This window comes from Streptomyces chiangmaiensis (assembly GCF_036281785.1).
GTDB lineage: Bacteria > Actinomycetota > Actinomycetes > Streptomycetales > Streptomycetaceae > Streptomyces > Streptomyces chiangmaiensis.
The window spans coordinates 1-14,278 of sequence record NZ_JAYWVC010000074.1; the positions used below are offsets into that span (position 1 = coordinate 1).

Sequence of the window (14,278 nt, forward strand, 5' to 3'; positions counted from 1 at the left end):
CTCGTCCGCTTCCGGCACACTCCGCAGTCCCTCGTGCGCGCAACGTGCCCGAACCTACGCTGTCCGTCACTGAGCGTAGAGGAACTATGTCCCTGAGTGACGAGACTGGTGTATCGTCCCGACAGGGGCTGCGCCGCGCACCGTTCGGCGCCGGGGACGGAACTTTCAGACATGCGAGGGGGGCGACGGGCGATGCACAGCCTATGGACGAACGATCCGGCGCGGCGGGGCCGCGGGCGGCGACCCTGGCGAGCGACGACGCGCAGACGCGGCCACAGCGGCCATCATCACCACCGCAGGCACAGCGGCCGCAAGAGGCACTCCCACCCAGCGCACCGATACCAGCGGGACCCGGCCGCGCCCCGGACCGGGAGGGCCCGGTGAGTTCCCCCGGGGCGCTGGTGGCCCGCCGTCCGGTGCCGGACGGCCGGATGCGCCTGGTTCCGCAACTCGTCCTGGCCCTGATCTGCGCGGGATACGCCGTCTGTTCCGCGATCGGCTGGGGCTCCAAGGGCCTCGCGCTGTTCATGGGCGACTTCGGGCTCAGTGCCGCGGCAGGCACCGCGTCGGTCTCCTGCCTCGTGTACGCCCGCCGCCGCAGCCGCTTCCGGCCCGCCTGGCTGCTGTTCTCGCTCTCCTCCGCCATGGCGGCGCTCGGCAACGGGGTCTGGGGCTGGTACGAGGTGGTCCTCGACCGCCCCGTTCCCGCGCCCAGTAGTGCCGATCTGTTCTTCCTTTGCTTCGCCCCGCCCGCGATCGTAGGACTGCTCGTGCTCGCCAAAAGGCCTGTCACCAAGGCGGGTTGGGTATGTCTCGCGCTCGACGCGTGGCTGATCGGCGGCTCGCTGCTGACGCTGTCGTGGAGTCTCGCGCTCGCCCAGGCGGCGAAGTTCGACGGGCCCAGCGTGGCGCACACCGCGCTGTCGCTCGCGTACCCGCTGCTGGACATCGCCCTGATCAGCATGGTGGTGGCACTCCACTTCCGGCGTTCGGCGGTGAACCGCTCCGCGGTCAACACCGCGGTCGGTGCGCTCGCCCTGACGGTGATGTGCGACGCCCTGTTCACCTCGCCGCTGCTGCACAACAGCTATCACTCGGGCCAGCTGCTGGACGCGGGCTGGTTCGCCGGATCGCTGCTGCTCGCCTACGCCCCCTGGGTCGGCGCCCGGTCCGGACAGCCGGACGACGACGGGCACGCCCGCGTGGTGCACCAGTACGTGCCGGAGCAGCGGCAGTACGACCCGCAGAGCGCGGACCTCCCGGGAGAGCGTGCACACGTGTTCCCCGAGGGCCACGGCCGCGGGCTCCCGCCGTACCCGGGCCACGACGGGTACCCGGCCGGACTCTCGCAGGACCACGACCGGTACCCGGCCACCCGCCCCATCTCCGGATCGCTGGCCGCGCTCACGCCCTACCTCGCCGCCGCCGTCTGCACGCTGGGGATCCTCTACAACATCCTCAACGGCCACAGCGTCGACCGCGTGGTCCTCGTCACCGCGGGAGCCGTCGTCCTGGCGCTTGTCGTGCGCCAGGGCATCATGCTGCTCGACAACATCACTCTCACCCAGGAACTCGCCCAGAAGGAGAACCACTTCCGTTCCCTGGTGCAGGGCTCCAGCGACGTCATCATGATCGCCGCGCCCAACGGCATCCTCAGGTACGTCTCCCCGGCCGCCGCCGGTGTCTACGGGCGGCCCGCCGAGGAGCTCGTCGGAACGGAACTCGCCGCGCTCATCCATCCGGAGGACCTGGGCTGTGTGGTGCACGAAGTGCGCCGCTTCCTCACCGCGAGGCACACCCAGGAGCCCACCACCCGCATCGAGTGCCGGTTCAGGTCCGGCGCCGGGGGCTGGCTCAACGTGGAGTCCACCGTCAACCGCCACGAGGGTGGCCTGATCTTCAACAGCCGGGACGTCACCGAGAGAGTGCGCCTGCAGGCACAGCTGCAGCACAACGCCGAGCACGATCCGCTCACCGACCTGCCCAACCGCGCCCTGTTCACCAAGCGGGTCCAGCAGGCGCTGTCCGGCCGCCGCGCCTCCGACCGCGGCACCGCCGTCCTCTTCGTCGACCTCGACGGATTCAAGGCCGTCAACGACACGATCGGCCACCAGGCCGGGGACGAACTGCTCGTCCAGGCCGCCCGCAGACTCCAGGACGCGGTCCGGCAGAGCGACACCGCCGCGCGCCTGGGCGGCGACGAGTTCGCGGCTCTCATCGTCGGCGACGGCACCCGGGACCGCGCCGCGCGCGAACGGCACATCTTAGAACTCGCCGACCGGCTTCGGGTCACCCTCTCGCAGCCCTACGACATCGACGGCAACGATGTCCGGGTGGCCGCGTCCATCGGTGTGGCCTTCGCCGAACCGGGGCTGGGCGCGGGTGAGCTGTTACGCAACGCCGATCTCGCGATGTACCGCGCCAAGGGCGCAGGAAAGGGCCGTGTGGAGCTGTACGCGCCGCAGATGCAGCAGGACGTCGTACGCAAGGCCGAACTGGCCACCCGGCTGCGGGCCGCGCTGCACGACGGCGAGTTCACCCTCCTGCACCAGCCGGTGGTGTCGCTCGAGGGCGGCCGGATCACATCGGTCAGTGCCCTGGCGCGCTGGCGCTCCTCCCAGGGCATGCTCTTCTCCCCCTGGGAGTTCCTGCGTGTCTGCGAGGACAGCGACAGGACCGCCGAGCTGGACCGCTGGGTGCTCGAGGAGGCCGTGGCGCAGGCCGCCGAGCGCACCGCCCCCGGACTCGCCGTGCCCGTCGCCGTCCGGATGAGCGCCCACCGGCTCCTCGACCGCTCCCTGGGGTCCGTCGAGGCCTTGCTCACCCGGCATGGTCTGGCCTCGGGTGCCCTGATGATCGAGCTGTCCGACACCGACCCGCGGACCTGTCTGGACGAGCTGGAACGCCGACTCGGCGCCCTGCGCAGGATCGGTGTCCGTATCGCCCTGGACGGGTTCGGCAACGGCTACGCGGCCATCACGGCACTCCGCCGGCTTCCGGTCGACGTGCTGAAGCTCGACCGCAGCCTGGTCGAGGGGGTCGTCGAGTCGGCCCGGCTGCACAAGATCACCAGTGGGCTGCTGCGCATCGCCGGCGATCTCGGCCTTCAGTCGATCGCCGACGGCGTGGACCTTCCCGAGCAGGTCGTCGCCCTGCGTGCGATGGGCTGTACCCATGGGCAGGGCATGGCGTTCGCCGGGCCGCTTGACGAGTACCGGCTGCGCCGGGCGCTGACCTCCGGCCATTACCCCGTTCCCCACGGGCCCGCGGAACCGGCCTTCGCCGGGCGAGGCCGGCGGGTGTACACAGGTGGTGTGCCTGCCGTTTTCGGAGGCGGGAAGGGCCTACGCTCACATAATGAGACTCCTGTCCCACCTACTTGACAGTGACAGCGTGTCGGGGGGAGGGTCAGTTCCATGCGCACCCGAATTCTCGTACTTGGACAGCGCGTCGGCTGAGCTGGGACCCACCGGAAATGAACCGGAGAATCCAGCGACCACACCCGGCGCGCTCCCCTCGCTTGCCTACCGGCACGAGGGGTTTTTTGTTGCACAGGTACCACTCGAACAACGCACAAACCTCGCAAAAACCCTCAGCATCGAGAAGAGAATGCCGATGACCGAGCAGGCCACCGGGGCCCCTCATCCGCAGCCGCGGCCCCGATCCGGAGGACACCAGTCCGCGCCCGAGTACGTCACGGGTGCGCAGTCCCTCATTCGCTCGCTTGAGGAGGTCGGGGTCGACACCGTATTCGGTATTCCCGGCGGCACGATCCTTCCCGCGTACGACCCGCTGATGGACTCCAGCCGGGTGCGCCACGTGCTCGTCCGTCACGAACAGGGTGCGGGCCACGCGGCCACCGGTTACGCGCAGGCCACGGGCAGGGTCGGCGTCTGCATGGCCACTTCGGGCCCCGGTGCCACCAACCTGGTGACGCCGATCGCCGACGCGAACATGGACTCGGTGCCGCTGGTCGCGATCACCGGCCAGGTCGTCTCCAAGGCGATCGGCACGGACGCCTTCCAGGAGGCGGACATCGTCGGCATCACGATGCCGATCACCAAGCACAGCTTCCTGGTCACCAAGGCCGAGGACATCCCGAAGACGATCGCAGAGGCGTTCCACATCGCCTCGACCGGTCGTCCCGGTCCGGTCCTCGTCGACATTCCGAAGGACCTGCTGCAGACGCAGACGACCTTCTCCTGGCCCCCCGCCATGGACCTGCCCGGCTACCGGCCTGTCACCAAGCCGCACGCCAAGCAGATCCGCGAGGCCGCCAAGCTGATCACCTCCGCGAAGCGGCCCGTCCTGTACGTCGGTGGCGGCGTCCTCAAAGCGCACGCCACCGCGGAGCTCAAGGTTCTCGCCGAGCTCACCGGAGCGCCCGTCACCACCACCCTGATGGCGCTCGGCGCGTTCCCCGACAGCCACCCGCTGCACGTGGGAATGCCGGGCATGCACGGTGCGGTCACCGCCGTCACCGCGCTGCAGAAGGCCGACCTGATCGTCGCCCTCGGAGCCCGCTTCGACGATCGCGTCACCGGCAAGCTGGACAGCTTCGCCCCGCACGCCAAGATCGTCCACGCCGACATCGACCCCGCCGAGATCGGCAAGAACCGCGACGCCGACGTGCCCATCGTCGGTGACGCGCGCGAGGTCATCGCCGACCTGGTCCAGGCCGTGCAGAAGGAACACAGCGAGGGCCGCCGGGGGGACTACACCGTCTGGTGGAAGGACCTCAACCGCTGGCGCGAGACCTATCCGCTCGGCTACGACCAGCCCGAGGACGGCTCGCTGTCCCCGCAGCAGGTCATCGAGCGCATCGGCCGGCTGGCGCCCGAGGGCACGGTCTTCGCCGCGGGCGTCGGCCAGCACCAGATGTGGGCTGCGCACTTCATCCAGTACGACAGGCCCGCCAGCTGGCTGAACTCCGGCGGCGCCGGAACCATGGGCTACGCGGTTCCGGCCGCCATGGGCGCCAAGGCCGGCGCCCCGGACCGTACGGTCTGGGCGATCGACGGCGACGGCTGCTTCCAGATGACCAACCAGGAGCTGACCACCTGCGCCCTGAACAACATCCCGATCAAGGTCGCCATCATCAACAACGGTGCCCTCGGGATGGTCCGCCAGTGGCAGACCCTGTTCTACAACCAGCGGTACTCCAACACGGTGCTGCACTCCGGTCCCACCGGGTCGGACAACGGCTGCGCCGCGGGGTCCGGCAAGCAGCCGAGCGCCGGCACTCGCGTCCCCGACTTCGTGAAGCTGGCGGAGGCGATGGGCTGCTACGCGATCCGTTGCGAGTCCCCGGAGGACCTCGACAAGGTCATCGAAGAGGCGAACTCCGTCAACGACCGTCCGGTCGTCGTGGACTTCATCGTCCACGAGGACGCGATGGTGTGGCCGATGGTCGCGGCCGGCACCTCCAACGACGAGATCATGGCTGCCCGGGACGTCCGTCCCGACTTCGGCGACAACGAAGACGACTGAGAGAGAGCTGAGTGAGAACCATGTCCAAGCACACCCTCTCGGTCCTCGTCGAGAACACGCCCGGCATCCTCGCCAGGATCGCCGCCCTGTTCTCCCGTCGCGGCTTCAACATCGACTCGCTCGCGGTCGGTGTCACCGAGCACCCCGACATCTCCCGCATCACCATTGTGGTGAATGTCGAGGACCTGCCGCTCGAGCAGGTCACCAAGCAGCTCAACAAGCTGGTCAACGTTTTGAAGATCGTCGAATTGGAGCCGTCGCAGGCCGTTCAGCGTGAACTCGTTCTGGTGAAGGTGCGCGCCGACAACGAGACGCGCTCCCAGATCGTCGAGATCGTCCAGCTGTTCCGCGCCAAGACCGTCGACGTCTCCCCCGAGGCCGTCACCATCGAGGCCACCGGCAGCAGCGACAAGCTCTCGGCCATGCTCAAGATGCTGGAACCGTACGGCATCAAGGAACTGGTCCAGTCCGGCACGATCGCGATCGGCCGCGGCGCCCGGTCGATCACGGACCGCTCCCTGCGCGCCCTCGACCGGTCCGCGTAGGGCTCGGAGAGGATTGCGTACGAACGGAGACGGGAGGCCGGTCGACCATCGGCCGCCCGTATTCCGAGACCCCGAGACTTCCCCATCCCCCGCCGTCATACGGTGGGAAGCAACATCAGCATCCCAAGGAGAGAACCGAAAGTGGCCGAGCTGTTCTACGACGCTGACGCCGACCTGTCCATCATCCAGGGCCGCAAGGTCGCGGTCATCGGATACGGCAGCCAGGGCCACGCCCACGCGCTGTCGCTGCGTGACTCGGGCGTCGACGTGCGCGTCGGTCTGCACGAAGGCTCCAAGTCCAAGGTCAAGGCCGAGGAGCAGGGGCTGCGCGTGGTGACCGTGGCGGAGGCCGCCGCCGAGGCCGACGTGATCATGATCCTGGTGCCGGACCCGATCCAGGCCCAGGTCTACGAGGAGTCCATCGCCCCGAACCTCAAGGACGGCGACGCGCTGTTCTTCGGCCACGGCTTCAACATCCGCTTCGGCTTCATCAAGCCTCCGGCTGGCGTGGACGTGTGCATGGTCGCCCCCAAGGGCCCGGGCCACCTGGTGCGCCGTCAGTACGAGGAGGGCCGCGGCGTTCCGTGCATCGCCGCCGTCGAGCAGGACGCCTCGGGCGACGCCTTCGCGCTGGCGCTGTCGTACGCCAAGGGCATCGGCGGCACCCGGGCCGGCGTCATCAAGACGACCTTCACCGAGGAGACCGAGACCGACCTCTTCGGCGAGCAGGCCGTGCTGTGCGGAGGCACCACGGCGCTGGTCAAGGCGGGCTTCGAGACCCTGACCGAGGCGGGTTACCAGCCGGAGATCGCCTACTTCGAGTGCCTGCACGAGCTGAAGCTGATCGTCGACCTCATGTACGAGGGCGGCCTGGAGAAGATGCGCTGGTCGATCTCCGAGACCGCCGAGTGGGGCGACTACGTCACCGGTCCGCGCATCATCACCGACGCCACCAAGGCCGAGATGAAGAAGGTTCTCGCGGAGATCCAGGACGGCAGCTTCGCGAAGAACTGGATGGACGAGTACCACGGCGGTCTGAAGAAGTACAACGCGTACAAGAAGCAGGACTCCGAGCACCTGCTGGAGACCACAGGCAAGCAGCTGCGCAAGCTGATGAGCTGGGTCGACGAGGAGGCGTAACGTTGCGGCCGAGGGGCTGGAGCATTCCGCTCCGGCCCCTTCGGCGAACCGGGGGTGACGTCCGGAACGTGGCGTTGTCTTACCCGTCCAGCCACGGACGGGTGATCCTTTCGCAGCGACGCGGAGCGGCGCACGCGACGCCACTACACTTCTGCACAACAAGCGCGTCAGGCCCACAGCGTCGTGCGTCTTCCACGCGGCTAGCACCCCTCCACCGCCTGCGGCCGTCGGGACGGCCGTCCGCATTGGACATGTGAGGACTCACGTGAGCTCGAAACCCGTCGTACTCATCGCTGAAGAGCTGTCGCCCGCGACCGTCGACGCCCTCGGCCCCGACTTCGAGATCCGTCACTGCAACGGCGCGGACCGCGCCGCGCTGCTGCCGGCGATCGCCGACGTCGACGCCATCCTGATCCGCTCCGCGACGAAGGTCGACGCCGAGGCCATCGCCGCCGCGCACAAGCTCAAGGTCGTCGCACGAGCCGGCGTCGGCCTCGACAACGTGGACGTCTCCGCGGCCACCAAGGCCGGCGTGATGGTGGTCAACGCCCCCACCTCGAACATCGTGACCGCCGCCGAGCTGGCCTGCGGTCTGATCATCTCCTCCGCCCGCAACATTCCGCAGGCGAACGCCGCCCTGAAGAACGGCGAGTGGAAGCGCAGCAGATACACGGGCGTAGAGCTCGCCGAGAAGACCCTGGGCGTCGTCGGTCTCGGCCGCATCGGCGCGCTGGTCGCGCAGCGCATGTCCGCCTTCGGCATGAAGGTCGTCGCCTACGACCCGTTCGTCCAGCCTGCCCGGGCCGCGCAGATGGGCGTCAAGGTGCTGTCGCTGGACGAGCTCCTCGAGATCTCCGACTTCATCACCGTCCACCTCCCCAAGACCCCCGAGACGATCGGCCTGATCGGTCAGGAGGCGCTGCACAAGGTCAAGCCGACCGTCCGCATCGTCAACGCCGCGCGCGGCGGCATCGTCGACGAGGAGGCGCTGTACTCGGCGCTCAAGGAGGGCCGGGTCGCGGGCGCGGGCCTCGATGTGTACGGGAAGGAGCCGTGCACGGACTCGCCGCTGTTCGAGCTCGACGAGGTCGTCTGCACCCCGCACCTGGGTGCCTCGACGGACGAGGCGCAGGAGAAGGCCGGCATCTCGGTCGCCAAGTCGGTCCGCCTCGCACTCGCCGGTGAGCTGGTGCCGGACGCGGTGAACGTCCAGGGCGGTGTCATCGCCGAGGACGTCAAGCCCGGTCTGCCGCTCGCCGAGCGGCTCGGTCGGATCTTCACCGCGCTCGCGGGCGAGGTCGCGGTCCGCCTCGACGTCGAGGTGTACGGCGAGATCACCCAGCACGATGTGAAGGTGCTCGAACTGTCCGCGCTCAAGGGTGTGTTCGAGGACGTCGTGGACGAGACGGTCTCGTACGTCAACGCGCCGCTGTTCGCCCAGGAGCGCGGCGTCGAGGTGCGCCTGACCACCAGCTCCGAGGCCACGGACCACCGCAACGTGGTCACCGTGCGCGGCACGCTCGCCGACGGTGAGGAGGTCTCGGTGTCCGGCACACTGGCCGGCCCGAAGCACCACCAGAAGATCGTGGCGGTGGGCGACTACGACGTGGATCTGGCGCTCGCGGACCACATGGTGGTGCTGCGCTACACCGACCGCCCGGGTGTGGTCGGCACGCTGGGCCGCATCCTCGGCGAGGCCGGTATCAACATCGCCGGCATGCAGGTGGCTCGTGACATCGCCGGCGGTGAGGCCCTCGCGGTCCTGACGGTCGACGACACGGTGCCGCAGAACGTCATGGCGGAGGTGGCCGACGAGATCGGTGCGACGTCCGCCCGCTCGGTGAACCTGGTCTGACGTCCGAGTACGACACAGCGGGGCCCGGCCGTGGTGAGGTGGCCGGGCCCCGCAGTGTCTCCCGTCGGCTACTCCTGGCCGTCCCGGCCCCTGAGGCCCGGCAGGGACGCCGCGGCCAGTGCGGCCGCGCCCAGCAGCAGGGCCGCCCCGGTGATCGCCGCCGCCTGCATGCCGTTCGTGAACGACTCGCGTGCCACGGTCAGCAGTTCCGCTCCCGCACGGCCCGGGATCCCCTGGGCCACCGCCAGCGCGCCGCCCAGCGTCTCGTGGGCCGGGGAAGGGGCCGAGGCCGGGATGCCATGGCGGTAGACCGCCGTGCCTATCGAGCCCAGGACCGCCATGCCCAGCGCGCCGCCGAACTCCGCGCCCGTCTCCATCAACGAGGATGCGGTACCCGCCCGCTCCACCGGGGCGGCGCCCATCGCCAGGTCCATCATCTGCGAGATCACGGTGACGATTCCGGCGGCCAGCACGCCGGCTCCGGCCAGCACCAGCCACATCGAGTCGGTCCCGGCGAGCGCCAGCATCCCGAAGCCGCAGGCCGCTACCACGAAGCCGGCGGTGACGACGTAGGCCCGGTCGACGCCCTTCTGCACCAGCTGGGTCGTCACCGGCGCCGCGAAGCCGATCAGCACTGAGGGGAGCAGGGCCCACAGCGCGGCCTCCAGCGCACTCTTGCCGAGGACCGACTGCAGATACTGCGTGGTGAAGTACGCCGAGCCCAGCATGGCGAAGGACGAGACCAGGTTGAGGGTGAGGGCGGGAGCGAACCCCCTGGCACGGAACAGGACCGGTGAGACGAGCGGGTGCGCCGTGGTGCGCTGACGGTGCACGAACAGCGCCGCGAACAGCAGGCCCACCGTCACCGACAGCACGTACTGGACGTTCCACCCGTTCGCCGGGATCTCCTTCAGGCCGTAGATCACCGGCAGCACCGCCGCCACCGACAGCGGCACGCTGAGCAGGCCGAAGCGGCCGGGTTCGGGGTTCTTCGACTCCGGGAGCAGGAACGGGCCGAGGAGCAGCAGCAGGGCCATGGCGGGCAGGTTGACCAGGAACACCGAGCCCCACCAGAAGTATTCGACGAGGACCCCGCTCATCACCGACCCGAGTGCGATCCCGGCCGTCATCACCCCGGACCACAGGCCGATCGCCTTCGCCCGTTGTCCGGGGTCGGTGAACATGGTGCGGATCAGCGCCATGGTCGACGGCATGAGCGTCGCGCCCCCGATGCCGAGCACCGCGCGGGCCGCGATCAGGGTCTCGGCGCTGTCCGCGTACGCCGCCACCAGTGAGGCGGTCCCGAAGGCGGCGGCCCCGAGCAGCAGCAGCCTCCGGCGGCCGATGCGGTCGCCCAGCGCGCCCATCGTCATCAGCAGCCCGGCGAGGACGAAGGCGTAGATGTCGAAGATCCACAGCTGCTGCGTGCCGCTCGGCTCCAGGTCCGCGGTGATCGACGGGATCGCGAAGTAGAGGACCGAGACATCCATCGAGACCAGCAGCAGCGGAAGCATCAGGACACCCAGGGCGGTCCACTCGCGGCGGCCGGCCCGAGCCGGTGCGGCGGGCGTGCCGAGGTCGTTGGCGGTGCTCGTCGAGTTCGTCATGCCAAGGACTGTACGAGCGTCTTAAACGCTTGTCTAGAACGATTGTATAAGTCATCTGTATGGGACGGTTGTATGGATGCGCAGTAGGGTGGGGTCATGGGACACCGTGAGGATCTGCTCGAGGGCGCCAAGCGCTGCCTGCTGGAGAAGGGGTTCGCGCGCACGACCGCGCGTGACATCGTCAAGGAGTCGGGGACCAACCTGGCGTCCATCGGCTACCACTACGGCTCGAAGGACGCGCTGCTCGCCCAGGCCTATGTGGCCCTGGTCGAGGAGATGTCCGACGCGTTCGCCGGCGACGCGAACGCTGGGTTCAGCGCCGCGCCGGGCTCGCTCGAACGGTTCCGGGAAGTGTGGTCGAACATCATCGCCACCATGCGGGAACCCGGTTCGCTGTGGCGGCTCAGCGCCGAGATCGCGGTCATGGGAGACCAACTGCCCGAGGTGCGCGACCATCTGGCGCAGGCTCAGCGGGAAGGATCGCGCGGCTTCGTCGCGCTGATGATGGGCGGGCGTGAGGAGGACGTCCCGGACGACGTCGTGGACACGCTCGGCAGCTTCTACACGGTCCTGATGACGGGCCTCATCACCCTGTGGACCTTCGACCCGAAGACCGCCCCGGACGCCGACCAACTCACCGAGGGAGTAAGCCGGTTCATCGAGGCCGCCGATCGGGCGTAGCCGGCCCGGAAGCCCCGTCACCGAAGCGATCGCCGCAAGTGCCGCTGCCCCCGCCGCCCTTGTGGCCGGCCCGTACGCCCGTGCCGGACCGGCCACGGCCCCAGCGGCAGCGCGACGGGATCGCCACGGTGGGGGACCTGCCGACCGTCAGGACCGCTTCGACAGCCGGGCGGACAGCATCTGGCTCAGCGCCAGCACGCTCAGGCCGAACATCAGGACCCCCAGGGGGACATGGAGCCATGCGACGTGTGCGATGCCCAGCACCACCTGCGCGGAAGCGAGTACGAGAAAGCCGACCGAGTGCAGGATGGGGCGTGGTGAGCCGCCGCCCGGCCGCCAGGCGAGGACGGCGGCGAGCACGTACAGCATCGTCGCGGCGTAGATCACGCGCGCTCCGACGCTGTGCAGCACCTCGCCGTGGTGGGTGGACAGCACCAGTCCGGCGCTGGCTGCCTGAAAGAAGATGCACAGGGTCTGCAGAGCGACCGAGACCTGCAGGAACGTGAGCGTGCGTGGTGCTGTCGCGGTGTGCGCGGTGGCCATGGCGCGGTCCCCTTCTCTGCCTCGCGGCGTTGATCTGTACTGTCTCGGTAGTCCGACGACGCAGACCCCTGGAATGTGAGGCGAAGCGCCCGGCTTCACCGTCCGGTGCGGAGTTTCGCGGAAGTGGCGGGAGCGGATGCGGACAGAGGCGGACGAGGGGACCGGGGGACGTCGTAGTCATGAGCACCACACCCGAGCCAGGGCATGACCGGTCCGAAGGGGGCCTGAGCGCGATCGTCGGCGAGCGGCGCCATCTGACCAATGTCGCCTACCGTCTGCTCGGTTCGCTGACCGAGGCCGAGGACGTAGTGCAGGAGGCGTACGCCCGCTGGTACGCGATGCCGCGGGCACAGCGGGAGGCCGTCGAGTCGCCCGGCGCCTGGCTGACGACGGTGGCCGGCCGTATCTGCCTGGACCTGCTCGGCTCGGCGCGGGTCCGGCGCGAACGGTACGTCGGCGAGTGGATACCTGAGCCGCTGCTCGACCGCACGGAGTGGATCAGCGGACCGGTGAGCGGTGACGCGGCCGACCCCGCCGGCCGGGTCACCCTGGACGAGTCGGTCGACATGGCCTTCCTCGTCGTCCTCGAGTCGATGACCCCCGCCGAACGCGTCGCGTTCATCCTGCACGACGTCTTCCGGTACGCCTTCGCCGAGATCGCCGTGATCGTCGGCCGGACGCCGGTGGCCTGCCGCCAACTGGCGTCTTCGGCTCGTCGGCGTGTGCGTGCCGCGTCCGCTGCGGAGGCTTCGGCGGTTCCGGTGGCCGGGCGGGCCGGTCTGGTACGGAGTTTCAAGGAGGCGTGGGAGGCCAGGGACATCGAGGCACTCGTAGGGCTTCTCGACCCCGGCGCCACGTTGACCGCCGACGGCGGCGGACTGGCCGCCACCGTCGTTCCCCCCGTCGAGGGCAGCGAGCGGATCGCCGCGTACATCCTGCGCATCGCCGACATCGCGCCTGGGCTGACGCTTCTGGAGCGGGCGGTCAACGGTCAGCCCGGCCTGGTCGCCCAGCGCTCCGGCGTCACCGTGACCGTGGCGGCGTTCGAACTCACCGGCGCCCGCATCGCCCGCATCTGGGTGATCCGTAACCCGGAGAAACTCCGCCCCTGGACGGATCGCTAAAGCCGCGCGCTCTTCAGGGCCATGTGCAGCAGCAGGCGGGCCTCGCCGTCGTCCAGGTCCAGGCCGGTGAGTTGCTCGACGCGCGCCAGGCGGTAGTACAGCGTCTGCCGATGGATGCCCAGCGCGGCGGCCGTGCGCCCGGCCTGCCCCGCGCAGTCCAGGAACACCTCCGCCGTGTGCGCGAGTTCGCGGTGGACGGGGGAGAGCAGGGCCCGTACGGCCGGGTCCTGGGCGGCCCGGGGAGGGAGCGAGGTCAGCAGACGGTACGGCCCGATGGACGTCCACTCGGCCACCGGGCCCAGCCGGGGCTCCGCCAGCGCCGCACGGGCCGCCCCCGACGCCTCCTGCCAGGCGGCGCCCAGCTCGGCCAGGCCGTGGCGCGCATCGGCCACCCCGGCAGCGGCACGCGGGTCCTCAGCCTCCCGCAGCAGCCGGGCGGCGGCACCCAGCGCCGGAGTGAGCACCTCGGCCGAGCGAAGCCGCACCAGCACGGCCAGGCACTGGCCCAGCCCGTCCCACGGCACCACGCACAGCGCGGTCGCGGCCGGCAGCGTACGGACGGAAGGCGCCTCGTCCGGGTCGGCCGAGGGCCATGGGGCGACACAGACCACCGTGTGCAGCCCCTCGGCCCGTGCGCCGAGCGCTGTGCGCAGCTCCGCCACCGCCATGTCCTGCTGCCAGCCGCGCTCCGCGGTCAGGACCGCGCGCAGTTCGCGCGTCAGGTCCGCGCCCGCCTGCGCCTCGTCCGCGAGCAGGTCGCCGATGCGTGCGGCGACCTCCATCGCCGCGGACAGCTGTGCCTCGGACGGGCCCGGCTCGTCGGCCAGCAGCCACACGTACCCGAGGACGACACTCCGATGGCGTACCGGCAGACAGATCCTTCCCCGGTAGACCCCCGCCTCCGGAGTCGGCGGAATGCGTACCGGCCCGGTGGCGCGGGTGATGCCGAATCCCTCGAACCATCTGCGCACCGCCGCCGTGGAGCGGCGGGTGAGGATCGAGCGGGTGCGGACCGGGTCGAGGTCCGCCTCGTCGAACTCGCCGTCGCTGTCGTAGGCGGCGAAGGCGATCAGCTCGAAGTCCCGGTTCTCCAGGGTCGCGGGGGCACCGAGCAGCGCCGAGATCTCGTCGACGAGCTCCTGGTAATCCCCGCGGCCTGCCTTGAAAACATCCGCCACACGGGCATTCTCCCGCATTTTCTCGCCCGCCTCATACAGATGTCTGAGATCCAGGGCACGGATGCGTGACAGCTGTCGATGGCCGACGATCGAAGGGATCCTTAGGTTTCACGGT

10 protein-coding genes are annotated in these 14,278 nt (G+C 69.7%); 7 read left to right on the plus strand and 3 right to left on the minus strand.

The window, feature by feature from the left end; all coding sequences use genetic code 11:
- Positions 1 to 431: 431 nt before the first annotated feature.
- The 5 genes from VXC91_RS21440 (at position 432) to serA (ending at position 9,030) form a co-directional block, all read left to right on the plus strand.
- Positions 432 to 3,383, plus strand: coding sequence for an EAL domain-containing protein (locus VXC91_RS21440; RefSeq protein WP_329508940.1), 2,952 nt, complete (start codon positions 432 to 434; stop codon positions 3,381 to 3,383).
- A gap of 232 nt (positions 3,384 to 3,615) precedes the next feature.
- Positions 3,616 to 5,490: an acetolactate synthase large subunit gene (locus tag VXC91_RS21445; protein WP_329508919.1), complete on the plus strand. Its 1,875-nt coding sequence runs from the start codon at positions 3,616 to 3,618 to the stop codon at positions 5,488 to 5,490.
- Between the two features lie 20 nt (positions 5,491 to 5,510).
- Positions 5,511 to 6,035, plus strand: coding sequence for an acetolactate synthase small subunit (ilvN, locus tag VXC91_RS21450; protein WP_166002432.1), 525 nt, complete (start codon positions 5,511 to 5,513; stop codon positions 6,033 to 6,035).
- A 141-nt stretch (positions 6,036 to 6,176) separates the two neighbouring features.
- Positions 6,177 to 7,175, plus strand: coding sequence for a ketol-acid reductoisomerase (gene ilvC / locus VXC91_RS21455; RefSeq protein WP_329508920.1), 999 nt, complete (start codon positions 6,177 to 6,179; stop codon positions 7,173 to 7,175).
- A 265-nt stretch (positions 7,176 to 7,440) separates the two neighbouring features.
- Entirely contained in the window at positions 7,441 to 9,030 is a 1,590-nt protein-coding gene (gene serA, locus VXC91_RS21460) for a phosphoglycerate dehydrogenase (protein ID WP_329508921.1), read from the plus strand.
- 68 nt (positions 9,031 to 9,098) lie between these two features.
- Here serA and VXC91_RS21465 read toward each other — a convergent pair whose 3' ends face one another.
- A complete protein-coding gene (locus VXC91_RS21465; protein ID WP_329508922.1) occupies positions 9,099 to 10,637 on the minus strand; it encodes an MFS transporter in 1,539 nt (512 codons plus the stop codon).
- Positions 10,638 to 10,733: 96 nt separating this feature from the next.
- On the opposite strand from VXC91_RS21465, the gene VXC91_RS21470 reads away from it, so the two are divergent.
- A complete protein-coding gene (locus tag VXC91_RS21470; protein WP_329508923.1) occupies positions 10,734 to 11,318 on the plus strand; it encodes a TetR/AcrR family transcriptional regulator in 585 nt (194 codons plus the stop codon).
- Positions 11,319 to 11,465: 147 nt separating this feature from the next.
- On the opposite strand, the gene VXC91_RS21475 is transcribed toward VXC91_RS21470, so the two are convergent.
- Positions 11,466 to 11,861 (minus strand): hypothetical protein, encoded by a 396-nt coding sequence (locus tag VXC91_RS21475; protein WP_329508924.1) that lies wholly within the window; start codon positions 11,859 to 11,861, stop codon positions 11,466 to 11,468.
- 179 nt (positions 11,862 to 12,040) lie between these two features.
- Here VXC91_RS21475 and sigJ point away from each other — a divergent pair, with 179 nt between their 5' ends.
- Positions 12,041 to 12,985, plus strand: a complete 945-nt coding sequence (gene sigJ / locus VXC91_RS21480) for an RNA polymerase sigma factor SigJ (RefSeq protein ID WP_329508925.1) — start codon at positions 12,041 to 12,043, stop codon at positions 12,983 to 12,985.
- Here the strand turns inward: sigJ and VXC91_RS21485 are convergent.
- Positions 12,982 to 14,181 (minus strand): PucR family transcriptional regulator, encoded by a 1,200-nt coding sequence (locus VXC91_RS21485; RefSeq protein ID WP_329508926.1) that lies wholly within the window; start codon positions 14,179 to 14,181, stop codon positions 12,982 to 12,984. The two genes, sigJ and VXC91_RS21485, sit on opposite strands and share 4 nt — an antisense overlap.
- Positions 14,182 to 14,278: the final 97 nt, after the last annotated feature.

Excerpts from the sequence above, each read along its gene's own strand:
- VXC91_RS21475 (WP_329508924.1), bottom strand. The coding sequence starts at position 11,861 with ATGGCCACCGCGCACACCGCGACAGCACCACGCACGCTCACGTTCCTG.
- VXC91_RS21465 (WP_329508922.1), bottom strand. The coding sequence starts at position 10,637 with ATGACGAACTCGACGAGCACCGCCAACGACCTCGGCACGCCCGCCGCA.
- VXC91_RS21485 (WP_329508926.1), bottom strand. The coding sequence starts at position 14,181 with ATGCGGGAGAATGCCCGTGTGGCGGATGTTTTCAAGGCAGGCCGCGGG.
- VXC91_RS21445 (WP_329508919.1), top strand. The coding sequence starts at position 3,616 with ATGACCGAGCAGGCCACCGGGGCCCCTCATCCGCAGCCGCGGCCCCGA.
- sigJ (WP_329508925.1), top strand. The coding sequence starts at position 12,041 with ATGAGCACCACACCCGAGCCAGGGCATGACCGGTCCGAAGGGGGCCTG.
- VXC91_RS21470 (WP_329508923.1), top strand. The coding sequence starts at position 10,734 with ATGGGACACCGTGAGGATCTGCTCGAGGGCGCCAAGCGCTGCCTGCTG.
- VXC91_RS21440 (WP_329508940.1), top strand. The coding sequence starts at position 432 with ATGCGCCTGGTTCCGCAACTCGTCCTGGCCCTGATCTGCGCGGGATAC.
- ilvN (WP_166002432.1), top strand. The coding sequence starts at position 5,511 with ATGTCCAAGCACACCCTCTCGGTCCTCGTCGAGAACACGCCCGGCATC.